At 52.9% G+C, this 19,941-nt stretch carries 19 protein-coding genes; all 19 read left to right on the forward strand.

The window, feature by feature from the left end; translation table 11 throughout:
- Nucleotides 1-9 precede the first annotated feature (9 nt).
- The 19 genes from NSP04_RS09170 (at nucleotide 10) to purF (ending at nucleotide 19,935) form a co-directional block, all read left to right on the forward strand.
- Nucleotides 10-1,038, forward strand: a complete 1,029-nt coding sequence (locus tag NSP04_RS09170) for an NAD(P)/FAD-dependent oxidoreductase (protein ID WP_306815306.1) — start codon at nucleotides 10-12, stop codon at nucleotides 1,036-1,038.
- Between the two features lie 93 nt (nucleotides 1,039-1,131).
- Nucleotides 1,132-2,238 (forward strand): chorismate synthase, encoded by a 1,107-nt coding sequence (gene aroC, locus NSP04_RS09175; RefSeq protein ID WP_257512027.1) that lies wholly within the window; start codon nucleotides 1,132-1,134, stop codon nucleotides 2,236-2,238.
- A 39-nt stretch (nucleotides 2,239-2,277) separates the two neighbouring features.
- Nucleotides 2,278-3,462 carry an MFS transporter gene (locus NSP04_RS09180; RefSeq protein WP_257512028.1) on the forward strand — a complete coding sequence of 395 codons (1,185 nt, stop codon included), beginning with the start codon at nucleotides 2,278-2,280 and terminating at the stop codon, nucleotides 3,460-3,462.
- 90 nt (nucleotides 3,463-3,552) lie between these two features.
- The gene (locus tag NSP04_RS09185) at nucleotides 3,553-4,389 is read left to right on the forward strand and encodes a M48 family metallopeptidase (RefSeq protein ID WP_257512029.1); all 837 of its coding nucleotides are present in this window, start codon (nucleotides 3,553-3,555) and stop codon (nucleotides 4,387-4,389) included.
- Between the two features lie 123 nt (nucleotides 4,390-4,512).
- On the forward strand, nucleotides 4,513-5,913 hold the full coding sequence (gene leuC, locus NSP04_RS09190; protein WP_257512030.1) for a 3-isopropylmalate dehydratase large subunit: 1,401 nt from the start codon (nucleotides 4,513-4,515) through the stop codon (nucleotides 5,911-5,913).
- 23 nt (nucleotides 5,914-5,936) lie between these two features.
- Nucleotides 5,937-6,074 carry an entericidin A/B family lipoprotein gene (locus NSP04_RS09195; protein WP_257512031.1) on the forward strand — a complete coding sequence of 46 codons (138 nt, stop codon included), beginning with the start codon at nucleotides 5,937-5,939 and terminating at the stop codon, nucleotides 6,072-6,074.
- A 102-nt stretch (nucleotides 6,075-6,176) separates the two neighbouring features.
- Nucleotides 6,177-6,818, forward strand: a complete 642-nt coding sequence (leuD, locus tag NSP04_RS09200; protein ID WP_257512032.1) for a 3-isopropylmalate dehydratase small subunit — start codon at nucleotides 6,177-6,179, stop codon at nucleotides 6,816-6,818.
- A 33-nt stretch (nucleotides 6,819-6,851) separates the two neighbouring features.
- Nucleotides 6,852-7,946, forward strand: coding sequence for a 3-isopropylmalate dehydrogenase (gene leuB, locus NSP04_RS09205; protein ID WP_257512033.1), 1,095 nt, complete (start codon nucleotides 6,852-6,854; stop codon nucleotides 7,944-7,946).
- Between the two features lie 45 nt (nucleotides 7,947-7,991).
- Nucleotides 7,992-9,113: an aspartate-semialdehyde dehydrogenase gene (gene asd, locus NSP04_RS09210; RefSeq protein ID WP_257512281.1), complete on the forward strand. Its 1,122-nt coding sequence runs from the start codon at nucleotides 7,992-7,994 to the stop codon at nucleotides 9,111-9,113.
- Nucleotides 9,114-9,174: 61 nt separating this feature from the next.
- Nucleotides 9,175-11,406 (forward strand): motility hub landmark protein FimV, encoded by a 2,232-nt coding sequence (locus NSP04_RS09215; RefSeq protein WP_257512034.1) that lies wholly within the window; start codon nucleotides 9,175-9,177, stop codon nucleotides 11,404-11,406.
- Nucleotides 11,406-12,170 (forward strand): tRNA pseudouridine(38-40) synthase TruA, encoded by a 765-nt coding sequence (truA, locus tag NSP04_RS09220; protein WP_257512035.1) that lies wholly within the window; start codon nucleotides 11,406-11,408, stop codon nucleotides 12,168-12,170. Before NSP04_RS09215 ends, truA begins: the two co-directional genes overlap by 1 nt.
- Complete coding sequence (locus tag NSP04_RS09225) at nucleotides 12,167-12,802, forward strand: phosphoribosylanthranilate isomerase (protein WP_257512036.1); 636 nt, start codon at nucleotides 12,167-12,169, stop codon at nucleotides 12,800-12,802. The genes truA and NSP04_RS09225 overlap by 4 nt, the downstream gene beginning before the upstream one ends.
- Before the next feature lie 23 nt (nucleotides 12,803-12,825).
- Nucleotides 12,826-14,079, forward strand: coding sequence for a tryptophan synthase subunit beta (trpB, locus tag NSP04_RS09230; RefSeq protein ID WP_257512037.1), 1,254 nt, complete (start codon nucleotides 12,826-12,828; stop codon nucleotides 14,077-14,079).
- Between the two features lie 12 nt (nucleotides 14,080-14,091).
- A complete protein-coding gene (trpA, locus tag NSP04_RS09235) occupies nucleotides 14,092-14,904 on the forward strand; it encodes a tryptophan synthase subunit alpha (protein WP_257512038.1) in 813 nt (270 codons plus the stop codon).
- Nucleotides 14,905-14,928: 24 nt separating this feature from the next.
- Nucleotides 14,929-15,807 carry an acetyl-CoA carboxylase, carboxyltransferase subunit beta gene (gene accD, locus NSP04_RS09240; RefSeq protein WP_257512039.1) on the forward strand — a complete coding sequence of 293 codons (879 nt, stop codon included), beginning with the start codon at nucleotides 14,929-14,931 and terminating at the stop codon, nucleotides 15,805-15,807.
- A gap of 7 nt (nucleotides 15,808-15,814) precedes the next feature.
- Nucleotides 15,815-17,212 carry a bifunctional tetrahydrofolate synthase/dihydrofolate synthase gene (gene folC / locus NSP04_RS09245; protein ID WP_257512040.1) on the forward strand — a complete coding sequence of 466 codons (1,398 nt, stop codon included), beginning with the start codon at nucleotides 15,815-15,817 and terminating at the stop codon, nucleotides 17,210-17,212.
- 18 nt (nucleotides 17,213-17,230) lie between these two features.
- Complete coding sequence (locus NSP04_RS09250; protein WP_257512041.1) at nucleotides 17,231-17,923, forward strand: SPOR domain-containing protein; 693 nt, start codon at nucleotides 17,231-17,233, stop codon at nucleotides 17,921-17,923.
- On the forward strand, nucleotides 17,920-18,411 hold the full coding sequence (locus NSP04_RS09255) for a CvpA family protein (protein WP_257512042.1): 492 nt from the start codon (nucleotides 17,920-17,922) through the stop codon (nucleotides 18,409-18,411). Before NSP04_RS09250 ends, NSP04_RS09255 begins: the two co-directional genes overlap by 4 nt.
- Before the next feature lie 9 nt (nucleotides 18,412-18,420).
- The gene (gene purF, locus NSP04_RS09260) at nucleotides 18,421-19,935 is read left to right on the forward strand and encodes an amidophosphoribosyltransferase (protein WP_257512043.1); all 1,515 of its coding nucleotides are present in this window, start codon (nucleotides 18,421-18,423) and stop codon (nucleotides 19,933-19,935) included.
- Nucleotides 19,936-19,941: the final 6 nt, after the last annotated feature.

A 19,941-nucleotide genomic window follows, 5' to 3' on the forward strand; every position in this document is an offset into this window, starting at 1 on the left:
TGGTTTGAAATGACTAAACGAGTCGCAATAGTTGGTGCAGGTGTATCTGGCTTGGCATGCGCCCGTGAATTGGCGCATCAAGGACACGAGGTCGTAGTTTTTGAGAAAAGTCGAGGGCCAGGCGGACGCATGCCCACGCGTTGGTTAAACCGCGATGTAAGCCCGCCGCTTGGGTTTGATCATGGCACTCAATATTTTCAGGCCTCCACGCCCGCATTTGTTCATCTGATTGAGCAGGCTCAAAGCGCCGGGGCCGTTGCGCCATGGGCTGGCCTTGTTGTAAATCTTGCTTACGGTGTTTCTTCGCCGCATGCCAGCAATACCACCCGCTTGGTGGGCACGCCAGGTATGGCAAGCTTGGGACGTTTCATGGCGCACGGCTTGGATGTGCGTTTGCAATGCCGTGTGGCTGGTGTGGCGCGAATCGATGGTCAGTATCAGCTCACCTTGCATTTGGCCGACGGCACAGTTCGTGTGGAATCGGGCTTTGATGCGGTGGCTTGTGCCATACCTGCTGAACAGGTGGTGCCATTGTTTGAAGCCGTTCACCCCCCACTTGCCAGTTTGGCTGCAGGCATTCAATCCAACGTGACCTGGTCGGTCATGTTAACGCCACGTGAAGTGGTGAAAGTCGACTTCGACGGTGCTTTCGTGGTGGACAGCCCGCTGGGCTGGATTTGCAGGGATTCTTCGAAGCCGGGCCGCGCCATGGGAGACCGTTGGATGCTGCAGGCCACAGCCGATTGGTCGCGCCAGCACCAAGATTATGCGCCCGAAGAGGTCGGCAAAATGTTGATGGATGTGTTTAGCAATGTGACGGGGCAGCTTGTGGAAGAGCCCTTGTCTGTTACCGCGCACCGCTGGCTGTATTCCCTGCCCAGTAACCCTGTGGGCGTGCCTTGTTATTTTAGCGAGGAGCATATGCTGGGCGCCTGTGGCGACTGGTTGACTGGTGCCCGTGTGGAAGATGCTTTTTTAAGCGGCCACACGCTGGGTAATCAGTTGTTGAATGCACTGGACACCACGCTGATTCAGTAGCAACTTGGTTGGAATTGAGCAAGCTCAACGCCCGTGCCGCTCAGGTGCGGGATATTCCGATAAAATAACGTTTTGCACAACGAGTGAACGCGCATGTCCGGAAGCAGCCTGGGTCGCCTATTTGTAGTCAGTAATTTTGGGGAAAGCCACGGACCTGCCATTGGTTGTGTTGTAGACGGCTGCCCACCCGGATTGCCCCTGACTGCGGCCGATTTGCAAGCCGACCTGGATCGACGCAAGCCCGGTACCTCGCGCCATGTTACTCAGCGTCAGGAAGAGGATCAGGTTGAAATTCTTTCAGGTGTGTTTGAAGGAGTTACAACCGGTGCGCCGATAGGCTTGTTGATTCGCAACCAGGACCAGCGAAGCAAAGATTACGGCAACATCGTCGATACCTTCCGCCCAGGGCATGCAGATTACACTTACTGGCACAAATACGGCATTCGCGATTATCGCGGTGGTGGCCGTTCTTCAGCAAGAATGACCGCACCCATGGTGGCGGCAGGTGCAATTGCCAAAAAGTGGCTGGCTACCAATTTGGGTGTCCAGATTCGTGGTTGCATGACACAAATTGGCGAAGTGGAAATTCCTTTCTCGAATTGGGATGACGTACACACCAACCCGTTTTTCGCGCCCAACAATTCCAAGGTCGCAGAACTCGAGGCTTACATGGACGCGCTTCGGAAGTCGGGTGATTCATGCGGTGCGGGTTTGCGCGTGCAAGCCACTGGCGTGCCTGTGGGTTTGGGTTCCCCTTTGTACGACAAGCTCGATGCCGACATCGCCCACGCCATGATGAGCATCAACGCTGTGAAAGGTGTGGAAATTGGCGCGGGTTTTGGCTGCATTGCTCAGAAAGGTTCCGAGCATGGCGACGAAATGCTGCTTGAGGGCTTTGGCTCGAATCATGCGGGTGGCATTTTAGGCGGCATTTCTACAGGGCAAGACATTGAAGTACGCATGGCCATCAAGCCCACTTCAAGCATTCGATTGCCCAGAAAGTCGATTGACAAGGCGGGCAATCCCATCGAGGTTGAAACCTATGGTCGCCATGACCCGTGTGTGGGCATTCGCGCCACGCCTATTGCTGAAGCCATGTTGGCCTTGGTCATTATGGACCACCTGTTGATGCATCGCGCCCAGTGTGCTGATGTGAAAGTGGACACGCCACAAATTCCACCCGGTACTTCCAACTATTGATCTTTCACACAGTGTTTCTCCACTGAGACAGGCGGGCATTTGCAACTGGGCTGGTTAGCGCTTTTTTACGCGGCGTATTTCGCATTTGTTGGCTTGTATTCGCCGTTTCTAGGCCCCTATTTAAAATCGATTGGGCACAGCCTGGACGTGATTGCACTTTCCTTGGGCATGATGCAGCTGATGCGCATTGTGGGTCCGTTTGCATGGGGTTGGTTGGCTGACTACACCGGAAACCGGGTGCGCTGGATTCGGGTGGGTACTTTCGCCGGTTTTTTCTTCGCAGTGCTGGCTTTTTTGAATCAGCAATCCCCAGCAAATCTGATTGTTCTGATTCTGCTGCTTAATCTGAGTATTTCCGGTTTGGTGCCCATGTCCGATTCCTATGCCATGGAACGTTGCGCGGGTTGCACAGGCAAGTACGGGCAGGTGCGTCTGTACGGATCGCTTGGTTTTGTATTGGCGGTACTCGTTTTCGGGGCTGTGGCAGATCGCTTTGGTTTTGAATCCTACCCTGTGTGGGCATGTGCCGCATTGTTGTTGGGTTTCGTGGCGGCATTGAAATTCACCCCAGATTCTGCTCGAACTCCTTCACTTGCTGAATCAGCCCCACTGTTTACTGGCAGTGGTTTTAAGCGCCTGCTATTGCCTGGGCCCATGCCATTGTTTTGGCTGGCGGCGTTTTTCATGATTTTCTCGCATGGGGTTTTTTATGCCTACTTTTCGCTCTATTTGCTTGAGTTCAATTATTCGGAACTCAGTATCGGCGGCCTGTGGGCGTTTGGCGTCATGTGTGAGGTGGTGTTTTTTGCCCTGCAGGCTCGCTTTTTCAATCGGTTTACCTTGAATACTTGGTTGTGCATCAGTTTTGGTGCCTGCACTTTTCGATTTGCGCTAATTGCTGTTTTTCCTGAGCTGGGTTGGGTGGTGGTGTTCGCTCAAGGCCTACATGCACTTACTTTTGCGGCACATCACACCGCCACAATTTCTTGGTTGCGCGAAAATTTACCCAGTAATTTGGTGGTGCGTGGGCAGGCCATGTATGCAACGATTGCTTACGGCCTGGGTGGTTCTGCTGGGACTTTGTTGGGGCGACTCGCATGGGAGTTTACCGGGCCTTCAGGCGCGTTTGCCCTGGCTTCGCTGGGTGGTTTGATTGCCTTGATACTAGGGTGGCGGTTTACAATTGCCTGCCGGTATTCAGGTTCGGCACTTTTGACTCGATAGACGGTCCAACTGTCAACTTGGTAGTACAGAACTTCGTTAGTGTTTTTCGAAGCCATTCGATCAGTTTTACAAACAATTGCGGGTGAATTAATGAATGCATTGTCCGGTTTCAAGCGGCGCACCTCTTTGGTATTGGCGTTGGCTTTTTCAACGGGTGCGCTTACAGCCTGTTTAACAACACAAACCACATCGGGTGGTGCTGTTGGGGTTGAACGATCCCAGTTTGTACTGGTGTCTTCTGCCGAAGTTGATGCAGCCGCTGCCAAAGGTTACGCAGAGGTTCTTGCGAAGGCGCAAAAAGAAGGAAAGTTGAACCGCGATGCCAAGCAAGTTGCGCGCGTGCGCGCAATTGCCAATCGTTTGATTCCGCAAACCGTGGCATTTCGGCAAGATGCTCCGCAGTGGAAGTGGGAAGTCAATGTGATCGAATCTGATCAAATCAATGCTTGGTGCATGGCCGGTGGAAAGATCGCATTCTATTCGGCCCTGATTGAGAAGCTTGCGCTGACCGACGATGAAATCGCCGCGATCATGGGCCATGAAATTGCGCATGCCTTGCGCGAACACAGTCGTGAGAGAATTTCCCAACAATTGGCTACTTCGGTCGGACTTGATCTGATTTCCGCTGGTTTTGGATTGTCTCGCGGTGCTTCAGACCTTGCTGGCATGGCGGCCAATGTCGCAATTTCATTGCCTTACGGTCGCTCTCACGAAGTGGAATCTGACCGCATTGGCGTGGAATTGGCGGCCCGTGCCGGCTACAACCCGCGCGCGGCAATTAGCGTGTGGCAGAAAATGAGTCGGGCTGGCGGAGGTTCGCCCCCCCAATTGCTGTCTACCCATCCATCACCAGAGAACCGTATACGTGATCTTGAAGTGTATTCGGCCCGCGTGCAGCCGCTTTACGAGCAGGCGAGCAGACGCTAAAACCTGTGATTGGCGGTACGGCCCTGCTGGCCGTGCCGCTAGCCCATGGCTGGATATGGCATAATTGGGAGTTATTCGCTTTGCAATCAACTCAGTAATTTAGCCCGAAGCAGGTCCTTGAAAATGGCAAAAACCTTATACGACAAACTCTGGGAAAGTCACGTGGTGCGCACCGAACAGGATGGCACCTCCCTGATCTACATTGATCGTCATTTGCTGCACGAAGTGACCAGTCCTCAAGCATTTGAGGGTTTGGAGCTCGCAGGTCGCAAGTTGTGGCGCAATAGCGCCAACCTGGCTGTGGTTGACCACAACGTGCCCACCACTGACCGTTCCAAGGGCATCACTGATGCCACGTCACGTTTGCAGGTTGAAACGCTCGACAACAATGCAAAAGCCCACGGCTTGACCTACTTTGACATCAAAGATTTGCGCCAGGGAATTGTCCATGTGATTGGGCCTGAGCAAGGCGCCACGTTGCCAGGAATGACTGTGGTGTGTGGCGATTCCCACACCAGCACACATGGCGCAATCGGTGCCTTGGCTTTCGGCATTGGCACCTCGGAAGTTGAGCATGTGATGGCCACCCAATGTTTGTTGATGAAGAAAGCCAAGAACATGCTGGTGCGTGTGGAGGGCACTTTGGGCCAGGGTGTATCCGCCAAAGACGTGATTTTAGCCATTATCGGGAAAATTGGCACGGCTGGCGGCACGGGTTACGCGATTGAATTTGCCGGGTCTGCGATACGCAGCTTGTCAGTTGAAGGCCGTATGACGATGTGCAACATGGCCATTGAAGGCGGTGCACGTTCGGGCATGGTGGCCGTTGATCAAAAAACCATCGAGTATGTGAAAGGCCGTCCCTTCAGCCCGAAAGGCGCGATGTGGGATCACGCCCTTGCTTACTGGAATACGTTGCATTCCGATGAAGGTGCACATTTTGACCATGTGGTGGAACTGAGGGCTGAGGATATCCAGCCGCAGGTTAGTTGGGGCACCTCGCCAGAAATGGTCACAGACATCCATGGAGTTGTTCCTGACCCCGCGCAGGTGGCTGACCCGGTCAAACGCCAAGGCTATGAACGTGCCTTGCAGTACATGGATTTGAAGCCTCTTCAAAAAATTGAAGACATTTCAATTGATACCGTGTTCATCGGTTCTTGTACCAATTCACGGATTGAAGACCTGCGCGATGCCGCGGCAGTGGTGAGGGGCAAAAAAAAGGCAAGTTCAGTCAAATTGGCTTTGGTCGTGCCTGGCTCGGGTTTGGTAAAAGCGCAGGCAGAAGAAGAAGGTTTGGATAAAATTTTTCTGGATGCGGGTTTTGAATGGCGTGAACCAGGCTGTTCAATGTGCCTGGCCATGAATGCAGACCGACTGGGCAGTGGAGAACGTTGTGCATCGACCAGCAACCGAAATTTTGAAGGACGTCAGGGTGCAGGGGGCCGCACGCACCTTGTCAGCCCAGCCATGGCGGCTGCGGCAGCAATTGCAGGCCATTTCACCGATTTCCGTAGTTTTTAAAAATTAAAAAAGGGGTATTTGATATGAAAATTATTTCCGCACTGCTGCTTGCCTTGTCTGCATTGTCTTTGTCTGCTTGCAACACAGTTGAAGGTGTTGGTAAAGATCTGAAAGCGGGTGGCGAAGCCATCGAGCGCACCGCCGAAGAAAACAAGAAGTAAATTCGTAAATAGTGTGACACCAGGGCGGACGGGCTTTTTGCTCGCCCGCCCTGAGTTATTCGCTAGTGCTGTTGATAATCACCAATCATTCACGGATTGATCATGGACAAATTTGTAACCCACACTGGCATTGCCGTGGCTTTGAACCGCGCCAATGTGGACACCGACGCCATTATTCCAAAGCAGTTTTTGAAAAGTATCAAGCGAACTGGTTTTGGCGAGCACCTGTTCGACGGCTGGCGCTACCTGGATGAAGGTGAGCCCGGCATGGATTGCACTAAGCGTCCGTTGAATCCCGATTTTGAGTTGAATCAACCCCAGTTTCAAGGCGGAACTGTTTTGGTGGCTGGTCCCAATTTTGGCTGTGGTTCATCCCGTGAACATGCGCCGTGGGCGTTGCAGCAGTATGGTTTCAAAGCAGTAATTTCCAGCAGTTTTGCTGATATTTTTTACAACAATTGCTTTAAGAATGGTTTCTTACCTATTGTTTTGAAAGAAAAAGAACTTGAAGAGGTATTCGTTGCGATTAATGAGAAGCCTGGAATCGAGATCACTGTCAGTCTTGAAAACCAAATGGTGAGTATTGCAGGTCACAACTACAGCTTTGACGTAGACGCATTTAGAAAGCACTGCCTCATGAACGGTTTTGATGACATCGGTTTGACCCTTCAACACCGAGAGACCATTGTTGAATTCGAAAAAAATCGCCTGACCCAGCAGCCTTGGCTTGCGAACACCATTTAACTGCTTTGACTTGAGACCAACCAGAGAACGAGAATGACTTTAAAGATTGCCGTAATGCCCGGTGATGGCATTGGTCCGGAAATTACAGCACAGGCAGTGAAGGTGCTAGAGGCCCTTAAAACTGATGGCTTGAACATTGAATTTGAACACGCATTGATCGGTGGCGTGGCTTACCGAGAAAAAGGCGTGCCCCTGCCTGAAGAAACCGTGGCCTTGGCCAAAGCATCTGACGCGGTACTGTTTGGTGCAGTGGGCGATTTTTCACTGGACACGCTGCCGAGGCACCTGCGCCCCGAGCAGGCCATTCTGGGTATTCGCAAGGCATTGAATTTGTTCGCAAATTTTCGGCCTGCCATGGTGTATGAAGAGCTGGCGGATGCATCCACCTTGCGCCCCGAAGTCGTGGCTGGTTTGGACATCCTGATTGTGCGTGAATTGACTGGTGATATTTATTTTGGTACCCCTCGCGGCAATCGAATCGCTGAAGATGGTCCATTCAAAGGCGAGCGGGAAGCCTTCGACACCATGCGTTATGCCGAGTCTGAAATTAGGCGCATTACCCATGTGGCGTTTCAGGCGGCCCGAAAGCGGGGCGGTAAACTGTGTTCAGTTGACAAAGCCAATGTGCTTGAAACCACACAGTTCTGGCGAGACATCGTGACTGAAGTGGGCACTGAGTACACCGATGTGGCACTTAGCCACATGTATGTGGACAACTGCGCCATGCAGTTACTGAAAAACCCCAAGCAGTTTGATGTGATCGTGACTGGCAACCTGTTCGGTGATATTTTGTCTGATGAGGCTTCGATGTTGACCGGATCGATCGGTATGCTTCCCTCGGCTTCGCTGAATGAAACGAATTTTGGTCTTTACGAGCCAATTCATGGTTCAGCACCCGACATTGCCGGCAAAGATCTGGCCAATCCCATGGCCACTGTGCTGTCGGCTGCGATGATGCTGCGCTACACCTTCGGCCTGGAGGCTCATGCCACCCGCATTGAAAATGCGGTGAAAGCGGTGTTGGCCACGGGCCCGCGCACGGGCGATATTTGGCGCGACGGCAAAATGCGCACAGGTACGGCTGGCATGGGCGATGCGATTGTTGAGGCCCTTGCCAAGCAGTCCTGAGCAGTACGGGTTTTCAAAGAATTTAAAGACACTGGAGTGGTTATGTTGAAAGTTGGTTTGATTGGATGGCGTGGCATGGTGGGTTCGGTGCTGATGCAGCGCATGTTGGAAGAGAATGATTTCGCGCATTTCGAGCCGATTTTCTTCTCAACTTCCAATGCAGGTGGCAAGGCCCCCGCATTCGCGGGCAATGCGGGCCCGCTGCAAGATGCAAACAGCGTTGAAGCCCTGAAGCAAATGGACGTGGTGTTGACTTGTCAGGGTGGTGATTACACCAATGACGTATTTCCCAAGCTTCGTGAAGCGGGTTGGAAAGGCTATTGGATTGATGCGGCTTCCAGCCTGCGCATGAAAGACGATGCAATTATTATCCTTGATCCCGTGAACATGCCTGTGATCAAGGATGGCTTAACCAAAGGCGTAAAGAACTACGTTGGCGGCAACTGCACTGTGTCGCTGATGTTGATGGCCTTGGGCGGCCTGTTCCAGAACGACAAAGTTGAGTGGATTACCTCCATGACTTACCAGGCCGCTTCGGGTGCAGGCGCACAGAACATGCGTGAGTTGATTGCCCAGATGGGCAGCATTCATGGATCGGTGAAGGAACTGCTGGACAACCCTGCATCTGCCATTTTGGACATTGATCGCCAGGTGGCCCAGCACATCAATTCGGATTCTTACCCGACCGATAACTTTGGCGTGCCTTTGGGTGGCAGCTTGATTCCCTGGATCGACAAAGACCTGGGCAATGGGCAATCCAAGGAAGAGTGGAAGGGCGGTGCGGAAACCAACAAAATTTTGGGTAAATCAGCCATGGGTTCGCCCGGTTGCGTGCCCGTGGATGGTTTGTGCGTGCGCGTGGGCGCCATGCGTTGCCACTCCCAGGCATTGACCATCAAGCTGAAGCAAGACATTCCCTTGAATGAAATCAACGACATGCTTGCCAAGGCCAATGATTGGGTTAAAGTGGTGCCCAACGAGCGTGATGCGTCCATTCGAGATTTAACGCCTGCCGCCGTAACCGGTCGCATGCATGTGCCAGTGGGGCGACTTCGCAAGATGGCCATGGGTGGCAATTACTTGAGCGCTTTCACCGTGGGTGACCAGTTGCTGTGGGGAGCGGCAGAGCCACTTCGCCGCATGCTGCGAATTTTGATTGAACGCTAAGCAGCATCATCATTGACCAAAAAGTTGCCTGGGGCGACTTGAACATTCATGGAGTAAACGGGTGAGGCATACCAAAAAGAAAATTTTGCCCTTTGTTTTTGCATCAGGTTTGTTGGCAAGTTCCTTCGCTCAGGCAGCGCAACTTGGAAAGCTTGAAGTGCTCTCTGGCGCGGGTGAGCCTTTCTCTGCCCAAATTCAGGTTGATTCAGTGGCGCCAGAAGAAAGGGCTACGCTGCAAGCCAAGCTGGCCTCGACGGATGCTTTTCGCGCTGCCCGCCTGACCATGGACCCCAATCTGCAAAACCTGCGTTTTTCGGTTGAAGATGGCGCAGAACCAGGTACTGCGCGGGTAAAAATTACCGCGGACAAGCCGCTGCCAGCAGGTTTTATTGACACCTTGGTTGAATTGACCTGGGCTGGTGGCAGGGTTGCACGTGAATACACGCTGACTGTGCCTGTGGGGCCGACTGCAGCGCAAGAGGCGCCAGCGACTAGGCTGCCCGAAATTCGCCCACCCATGACACAGCCCACCCAGGCCACCCCCCCTTTGCAATCGCAGCCAGCTTCTTTGGCGCCTCCCGCCCAGCCAACTAGCAACGTGGCCGAGGGTGGCAGTATTCAGGTTCAGCGGGGTGACACCCTGTCCGAGCTTGCCTTGGAATTGGCGGGTGACGGGGTGACTTTAAACCAGGCCATGGCAGCGCTGTATGAGGCCAACAAGGAATCCTTCATCAATGGCAGTGTGCACATGATTCGCGAGGGGGCACAAATTCAGGTGCCGAATCGCGCCGCTTTGCGTGCCCGTTCCGGCAATGAGGCCTTGCTGGTTCTGGCTCAAAACGATGATCGCAATGTGTACTCTGCCTATGCCCGTCAAATTGGCTTGTTGACTGTGGAGAATCAAAGCACAGCTGCTTCTGCGACCAGCACGCAAGGCACAATTGCGCCAGTGCAAGACACGAGCGCAGCGGCCACCCCGAAAGTGGACCGTTTGCAGATAGCCCCAGGTGCTGCGCAAGGCACGAACAATCCAGACGCCAGCGCTGAAGAGTTGACCGCCAAAAACAAAGCGTTGGCAGAGGCCAATGAGCGGATTGCGCTGTTGGAAAAAAATGTCAGTGACTTGCAGCGATTGTTGGACATGCAAGAAGATGTTTCTGAGCCGGTGGGAGCCGCTGTAGAGGGAGAAGTGGGTATTGGTAGCGGATCAGATTCCCAATCCACTGATACTGACACTGCTGCTGCTTTAGAACTGCCCTCGGACACATTGAGCGATCTGGCCGCTGAGCAAACCGATGAAGCGACTGCTAATACTACCGAAGGCGCTACTGAAGGAACAGAAGCACCGGTTGCTGAGGCGCTCGCTGAAGACATGCCCTTTGACTGGATGCCGTGGATATTGGCTGGTGCTGGTGGTTTGGCAGTTTTTGTAATTCTTTTGCTGATTGCGAGGTCACGCCGCAACAAAACCGAAGAAGAGGAAAAGGGCTTTGATGCGGATGACAATGCATCATTCAGTGAGGTCAACCAATTCGATGAAGCTGCAGCAGCGGCCAGCACAAGCGCAGTAGTGCAAAGCTCAAGTTCCTTGAACAAGTCTGAGGACTCCGATTTCGATCTGGACGAAGTCTTGAACGACCGACTAAAGCAGGCGGAGCCTGAGCAGGCAACCCAATTGTCTACGCCAGTGCCTGCTGATCCAGTTCAAGAGGAGCCTACACCTTCAATTGACGACATTCCTGAGCTTAACGAGGCATCGGATGAGGCGCTTAAACAAAAAGACTCTTTGAACAGCGAGCTTACTTTGGAGTTTCCGGAAGAGGACGCCGCAGCTGCGGACACTTCCAATTCAATTCTGGATGATCTGGATGAAATCGAGAAAGGCACTCTGGCGGCTCAGGAAGAACTGGAAGAAATTAGAAAGCAGCCAATTAGTGCCGTTGATGAAAATGACTTTGACGCTTCTTCGGCATTCGACGATTTGATTGAATCCAATCCGGACAAAAAAGAGAGTGCTCTGGATAAAGAACTTGAAGAGTCAGGTGCGAAATCCGTGGATAGCAATGCCGAAGACGCGTTCGATCAAGCCATGGTGGACTTGGATGTCGATGTGCCAAACCCCAAAGTAGACGATGCAACCTGGCAGGAAGTGGCCACCAAACTGGATTTGGCGGGTGCTTATGTTGAAATTGGCGATGCCGATGGTGCCAAGGAATTGCTGAATGAAATCGTGAAGAAAGGCGATGTGGACCAGGTTCGCAAAGCCAAGGCGCTTCTGGCTACACTGAATTAATGAACAGAGTGGCCTTGGGCCTGAGTTACGACGGCCATGATTTTGAAGGTTGGCAAACCCAGCCCCACGGCCGCACGGTTCAAGACGAGCTGACCAAAGCCATTGAAGTTATTGCGCAAGAACCGCTCACTCTGATTTGTGCAGGCCGCACTGACACGGGGGTGCATGCCCGCCAGCAGGTGGTGCATTTCGACATGGCAGCAGTAAGACCCATGTCGGCTTGGGTGAAAGGCGTGAATAACAGCCTGCCACCCACGGTTTCAGTGCAGGGCGCGAAGCTGGTTGATGCCGAGTTTCATGCACGATTCAGTGCACTTTCGCGAACCTATCGTTACTATTTTTACAGTTCCCCGGTCCGCGACCCATTTAAGCGATTCATGACTTGGGTGCACTATCCGCTTGACCTTCAGGCCATGCGCAGTGCATCAGCTTGCTTGTTGGGAACACACGATTTCAGCGCCTTTCGGGCCTCGCAATGTCAAGCAGCCAGCCCAGTGCGCACGCTGCATGCCATGAAATTGATCGAGGAGGCTGATCACTGTTATTTTGAGATTCATGGCAACGCATTTTTGCATCACATGGTTCGCAACTTGATGGGCAGCCTGATGGAAGTAGGTTTGCACAGGCAGCCGGAAAGCTGGCTTGAAAACGTCCTTGAGTCAAAAAACAGAAGCCTTGCGGCGAAAACTTACCCGGCCCAAGGCTTGAGCTTGTGGAATATTGAGTACCCCGAGCACTTCGGCATACAGGAATTGTTTGAATGAGAACCCGTATCAAATTGTGTGGCTTTCAAACCGAAGAAACCGTGCGCGCGGCAGTGCAGGCGGGTGCTGATGCAGTGGGCTTCGTGTTTTATCCATCGTCACCCAGAAACATTGATTTGGCGCAGGCGGCGCATTTGGCCCGCTGCATGGGTGCCTGGCAAACCCCTGTGGCCTTGTTTGTCAATCCGGAGGCAGATTTCGTTCGCAGCGTAATTGCTGAAATACCCAATGTGCTGTTGCAATTTCATGGTGATGAAAGCGCAGATTTTTGTGAAAGTTTCAAGCGACCGTTTATCAAAGCCATTCGGATGAAAGAAGGGGTGGACCTGTTGCAGGAAAGCCAGAAATTCCAGGCCGCACAGGCCCTGCTTGTGGATTCCTGGAGCGAGGCGTATGGTGGGACAGGACATACTTTTGACTGGTCTTTGTTGCCCAAAGCGGGTGAACTGAAGCAGGCTTTGGTATTATCCGGGGGGTTGGAAGAAAGCAATGTGGCCCAAGCCATTGTTGCGCTAAAACCCTACGGCGTGGACGTGTCCAGCGGGATAGAAGTTGCGCGCGGCGTGAAAAGTGTGGAAAAAATCGAAAAGTTCTGCAGAGCGGTTCACAAGGCCGACGCAGGGCTGTTGTAAGTGAACCCAGATAGAGCAGCATCATGAACAAACCCTATGAATTTCCCGACGCCTCTGGCCATTTCGGCCCCTACGGTGGCACCTTTGTGTCTGAAACACTGGTTCACGCCCTTGAAGAACTGAAAAGCGTTTATGCACATTATCAAAACGACCCAGAATTTCTGGCTGAGTTCCAGAGCGAACTGAAGCATTTCGTAGGTCGGCCCAGTCCGATTTACCATGCCAAGCGCTGGTCTGACCTGGTGGGCGGCGCACAAATTTATTTCAAGCGCGAAGATCTGAACCACACGGGTGCCCACAAGGTGAACAACTGCATTGGGCAGGCCATGTTGGCCAAGCGCATGGGCAAGCCCCGTGTAATCGCTGAAACAGGTGCGGGCCAGCACGGTGTGGCCACGGCCACTGTGGCAGCGCGTTATGGCATGAAGTGCGTTGTGTACATGGGGCAGGAAGACGTGGCCCGCCAGGCGCAGAACGTGTTTCGAATGAAGTTGCTGGGTGCTGAAGTGATTCCGGTTTCTTCAGGTTCGAAAACCCTGAAAGACGCGCTGAACGAAGCGATGCGCGATTGGGTAACCAATGTGGAAGACACCTTCTACATCATCGGCACTGTTGCTGGGCCACATCCTTACCCCATGCTGGTTCGCGACTTTCAAAGCGTGATTGGTCGCGAGTGCATTGAACAAATGCCCTTGATGGTGGGCAAACAGCCTGATTATGTGCTGGCCTGCGTGGGTGGCGGCTCAAACGCCATGGGTATTTTTCATCCTTACCTGAATGTTGAAGGTGTGAAGCTGGTGGGCGTTGAAGCCGCAGGCGAGGGCATTGAAACCGGCAAGCACGCGGCATCACTCAGTGCAGGCACACCAGGCGTTTTGCATGGCAACCGCACTTATTTGTTGCAAAGCGACGATGGACAAATCATTGAAACCCACTCGGTTTCTGCAGGTTTGGATTATCCCGGTGTTGGCCCCGAGCATGCGTGGTTGAAAGATTCGAATCGTGCTGAATATGTGGGTGTAACCGACGCTGAAGCACTGGAAGCATTTCACCAGTGCTGCCGCATAGAAGGCATTATTCCAGCCCTGGAAAGCAGCCATGCTTTGGCTCATGCGGCAAAGCTGGCCAAAACCTTGTCGAAAGACCAGGTTATTTTGGTGAACCTTTCCGGTAGAGGCGACAAAGACATGCACACCGTGGCGCGCTTAAGCGGTGCAGAATTCTATTGCCACCCCGATTGCAAAACAGGCGCAGAAATGGCCTGCAACAAAAGATAACAGTTTCAAACCATGTCAAGAATTCAAGCAGTATTCAAAAAGCTGAAAGAAGAGGGCCGCAAAGGCTTGATTCCCTTTGTAACCGGTGGCGATCCTGAACCAAGCCAAACCGTGGCCATGCTCCACGCACTTGCTGATGCCGGTTCCGATGTAATCGAACTGGGCGTGCCATTTTCTGACCCCATGGCCGACGGACCTGTGATTCAGCGCTCCAGTGAACGCGCCCTCGATAAGGGGGTTACCTCTCGCAAAATTCTCGATTACGTGGCTGAATTTCGCCAAACCAATCAGCACACACCCATCGTGTTGATGGGTTATGCCAATCCGATTGAACGCATGGGTGTGGAAAAGTATGTCAGCGAAGCCAAAAAGGCGGGTGTAGACGGCGTGCTGGTGGTGGACTACCCACCCGAAGAGTCGCTGGAGTTTTCGAGGTACTTGCGGGCCGCTGAGCTGGATCCTATTTTCCTGCTGGCGCCTACATCGTCTGATGAACGGATTGAAAAAGTGGCCAAAGCCGCCAGTGGTTATGTGTATTACGTGTCACTGAAAGGTGTAACCGGTGCACAAAATTTGAATGCGGCAGAGGTCAGCTCAAAGTTGCCCACCATTCGCAAGTTCACCGATGTGCCTGTGGGCGTTGGTTTTGGCATACGCGATGCGGAGTCGGCATGCCGAGTGGCGGAATCTGCAGACGCGGTCGTGATTGGTTCGGCTTTAATACAAACACTTGAAGCAGGAAACCCACAAGAGGCAGCCGTATTGGCGGGCAAATTCATTGCCCCGATTCGTGCTGCACTTGATGCCAAATTCGGCACACAATAAAAATACCTCAGCAAGGGAAAGTGTATGAGTTGGTTAGACAAAATTATTCCACCCCGTATTTCCTCGAAAACGCCGGGCGATGCCGCCAAGAAAAGTGTGCCAGAAGGAATTTGGGCAAAGTGCAAAAGCTGCGATGCAGTGCTGTACCAAAACGATTTAGTCAGCAATGCCATGGTGTGCCCTTCTTGCACTTACCACATGCGGATTGGGTCGCGTGAACGGCTGAACTTGCTGTTCGACAACGACGAGCGTGTGGAGATTGGCCAGGAAGTGTTGCCCATGGACACCCTGAAATTTAAAGACAGCAAAAGCTACACAGCCCGCCTGAATGAGGCCAAAGAATCCACCAGCGAAACCGATGCCTTGGTGGTGCAAAAGGGTGTGATGAATGGCATGGAAGTGGTGATTGCCTGTTTTGAGTTTGACTTTATGGGCGGTTCGATGGGCTCTGTGGTGGGTGAACGTTTCTGCCGCGGTGTGCAGGCGGCAATTGATGCCAAAGTGCCATTCATCAGCATCGCTGCATCGGGTGGAGCCCGAATGCAGGAAGGTTTGGGCTCACTGATGCAAATGGCGAAAACATCGGCCATGCTGGCCAAATTGAGCCAGGCCAAATTGCCCTATATTTCTGTACTGACCGACCCAACCATGGGTGGTGTTTCCGCCAGCTTTGCATTTTTAGGCGACGTGGTGGTTGCCGAACCCAAGGCCTTGATTGGTTTCGCCGGCCCGCGTGTGATTGAACAAACTGTTCGGCAAACCTTGCCAGAAGGGTTTCAGCGTGCTGAATTCTTGATGGAGAAAGGCGCCGTGGATTGCATTGTTGATCGCCGTGAAATGAAAAAAACACTGGCAAGCTTGTTGGCCTTGTTGATGAAAAAGCAAATCGACCAGGCAGCCTGAAACACTTATGAACCCAGTAGTACCTGAACAAAACCCGCTGAAGCCCACTGCCAACGCCACTATAAACGAGTGGCTGGCTTATCTTGAATCAATTCACAGCAAGCCGATTGACATGGGGCTTGAACGCTTGAAGGTGGTTCAACAGCACATGAATTTCGCGTTGAACGGCGTGGTGTTTACCGTAGCAGGTACAAACGGCAAAGGTTCCACCTGCGCAATGCTTGAGAGCATTCTGGTGCAGGCAGGCTACAAAGTGGGCATGTACACCTCGCCCCATTTAATTCGATTTACAGAGCGCGCCCGAATCAACGGCGAGGAAGTGGCTGAAGCCGATTTGATTGCAGCTTTCGAGCAGGTTGAAAAGGCGAGGGTTGCTACATCAATTTCTTTAACCTACTTTGAGTTCAGCACGCTGGCAGTTGCGTGGTTGTTTGCACAGACAGAACTGGACGCGGTGGTTCTTGAAGTGGGTTTGGGTGGTCGCCTGGACGCGGTGAACTTGTTCGACACCGACTGCGCAATTTGCACCAGCATTGACCTGGATCACCAAGCCTTTCTGGGGCCAGACCGCGAAAGCATTGGCCGCGAAAAAGCGGGCATTTTCCGTGCCGGCAAACCAGCTATTGTGGGCGACCCCAAGCCACCGCAAAGTGTAATCGACCATGCTGAATCGATTGGTGCAGACCTGTGGATGTTCGCGCGCGACTTCAACTACAGCGGCGACAAGCAGCAATGGGCCTATGGCGGGCGCACCATGCGCCGCGCTGCTTTGGCGTACCCGGCTTTGCGCGGTACCAACCAGTTGCTGAATGCTTCTGCTGCTTTGGCTGCGCTTGAATCGGTGCGTGACCGTTTGCCGGTGCCGGCGCAATCAATTCGCCAGGGCTTCTTGCTGGTGGAATGGCCAGGGCGTTTTCAGGTGTTGCCTGGGCAGCCTACTGTTGTGCTGGATGTGGGCCACAACCCGCATGCGGCAGCGCACCTGCGTGAAAGCCTCGACAACATGGGATTCTTTCCGTACACCCACTGTATTTTCGGGATTCTGGCCGATAAAGATGCGGTGGAAGTAGTGAATGCATTGAAAGACCGGGTCGACCATTGGCATTTGGTGCCCCTTGAAGGCGATCGTGGTCGAAGCACTGAGCAGTTGATGCAGCAGTTGGCGCTGGCCGGTGTCGATGCAGCGGCTTTTGATTGGCAAGCCAACTCCAATGCACTCGCAAAAGGGGGTATTGCAAAGCAGCCCCCAGAAAAAAGTGTTCAGAGTTACGAGAGTGTGAGCCAAGCGTATGCAGTGGTCACTTCTGCAGTGCCACCCAATGATAGAATTCTGGTCTTCGGATCCTTTCTGGTTGTGGCGCAAGCCATGCAAGCCAAAGAAGCGCTTCGAAAACGTCCCGGTTAATTTATCTCAGGAGTGCTGGTGAGTTCAAATTCGCGTTCTACTGCCAAGAACAAAGTCAACAACGATCCGGTTGATGAGTTAAAACGCAGGTCCAGAAGGCGATTGGTCGGCTCGATCGCACTTTTTCTGGCAGCAATCATTATCGTGCCAGCCTTGGTTGAAAATGAGCCTGCCCAAACTCCCAGTGATGTGGAGCTGGTGGTGCCTGAAAGACCCTCAATTGAATCCCCCAAAGAAGCTCCCGTCGCGCAGCCTACTCTTGAAGCACCTGTAGCAGCGCAAGAACAGGCTGTGGCCAGTGCACCGGTTGCACCAGCAATTGAGCCACAAGCCAAGCTTGAACCAAAAGTAGAAGTCAAGCCCGAGCCTAAGGTTGAACCCAAGGTTGAACCAAAGCCAGAACCTAAGCCCGAAGTCAAGGTTGAGCCAAAGGTTGAAACCAAGCCAGCCGGAGAAGACCCCATAGCGGCCTTTGCCAAGGCAGAAGTGTACTGGGTTCAGGTTGCCGCCGTTAGCGACAAGGCCCGCGCCGATACATTGAGCACAGAACTAAGTGGCAAAGGATTCCCTGCAAAGGTTGAGTCCACCAGCACGGCAAACGGAACGGTGTACCGGGTGCGTGTGGGGCCAATCGCTGGCCAGTCCAAAGCAGATGAAACAAAATCCAAACTTTCTGCTGCCGGTTACACGGCCGGGAGAGTGGTTCAGTGACGATATTTGATTATGTCGTAATCGCGATTGTGGTGTTGTCGGTCATCCTTGGTTTGTTCCGCGGCATGGTCAAAGAAGTGCTTTCACTGGCGAACTGGGTGCTTGCGTTTTGGGTTGCAAACCGATACGGCGCAGACCTTGCGGTGTATATGGATTGGGCTGAATCGCTCACGCCGCCGATGAAGGCCTTGATTGGTTGCGCCGCTGCGTTTTTCGCCTCCATGATTGTGGGCGCCATTTTAATTTCCCTGCTAGGCAAAATAGTTGCTGCGGCGGGCTTGGGTTTTGCTGATCGTGGTCTGGGCGGAACGTTCGGTTTCGCACGTGGTTTGTTTATTGTGTTGGTGCTGGTCACAGGGGCAGGATTTACCTCGCTTCCGGAACAGCCATTTTGGCGAGATGCCATGTTGTCCCCTTTGGCCGTGGATGCGATGAGAGAAATCAAGCCGCATTTGCCCGAAAGTGTGGCCAAGTGGGTGCGCTACTAGGAGCTTTCAATGTGCGGGATTGTCGGTATCGCCGGTTTTTCTCCTGTTAATCAAATTCTTTACGACAGTCTGTTGTTGTTGCAACATCGGGGGCAAGATGCCGCAGGCATTGCAACAGCGCACACGAATTCATTTTCAATGTCCAAGGGCAATGGCTTGGTGCGCGATGTATTTCGCACCCGCAACATGCGTTCTTTGCCTGGCAATATGGGTATTGGACATGTGCGTTACCCCACTGCAGGTTCCGCTGCCAGCTCCGATGAAGCGCAGCCGTTTTATGTAAATGCTCCTTATGGTTTGGTGTTGGCCCACAACGGTAACCTGACCAACAGCGAGCGTTTGAAGGCTGAGCTGTTTAAAAATGATCGCCGCCACATCAACACGAATTCTGATTCGGAAGTGTTGCTGAACGTGTTGGCCCACGAACTTCAGTCGAACGCATCGGGTTATTCACTCGATCCCGCCACGATTTTCCGCGCGGTGGCGGGTGTGCATGCGCGTGCACGCGGTGCCTATGCCTGTGTGGCGCAAATTGCGGGCTATGGTCTGCTGGCGTTCCGCGATCCGTTTGGTATTCGCCCCCTGGCGCTGGGCAAGGCTGAAACAGAGCAGGGTGCCGAGTACATGTTTGCATCGGAATCTGTTGCCCTTGTGGGCATGGGTTTTGAATTTGTGCGCGATATTGAACCCGGTGAAGCAGTGTTCGTTGATTTGGACGGCAAGCTGTACGCGCAGCAATGTGCGGAAAAATCATCGTTGAACCCGTGTATTTTCGAGTATGTTTACCTGGCACGCCCCGATTCCGTAATGGACGGAATCAGCGTGTATGAAGCCCGGGTAAAAATGGGTGAATACCTGGCTGATCAAATTCGCAAAAGCATGCCTGCTGGCGAAATTGATGTGGTCATGCCCATTCCCGATTCAAGTCGCCCCGCAGCGCTGGAACTGGCGAATCATTTGGGCGTGCCGTATCGCGAAGGGTTCATCAAAAACCGCTACATTGGCCGCACATTTATCATGCCGGGCCAGGCGGTGCGCAAAAAAAGCGTGCGCCAGAAGCTCAATGCCATTTCCGTTGAATTCAAAAACAAAACTGTGTTGCTGGTCGATGATTCGATTGTGCGCGGTACCACCAGCCGGGAAATCGTACAAATGGCGCGTGAAGCTGGGGCCAAAAAGGTAATTTTTGCATCAGCCGCGCCGCCTGTGCGCTTTCCCAATGTGTACGGCATTGACATGCCCACGCGGGATGAGCTGATCGCATCAGGTCGTTCCGACGAAGAAATTTGTGCGGAAATTGGTGCAGATGCCCTGTTTTACCAAGACATCGAAGACATGAAGCGGGCGGTTCGCGACCTGAACCCGAAAATTCAAACCTTTGATGCCAGTTGTTTCGACGGGCATTACATTACTGGCGACGTAACCACTGAATACTTGGATAGACTCGAGTACATGCGAATGCACCCGGAGGTTTTGGAATCGGGTGGTTTGCAAATGAATCTGGGTTATTCCGCCAACCAGTAAGTGGGT

The sequence above is a fragment of the Limnobacter parvus genome, assembly GCF_024623725.1.
GTDB classification, from domain to species: Bacteria; Pseudomonadota; Gammaproteobacteria; order Burkholderiales; family Burkholderiaceae_B; genus Limnobacter; species Limnobacter parvus.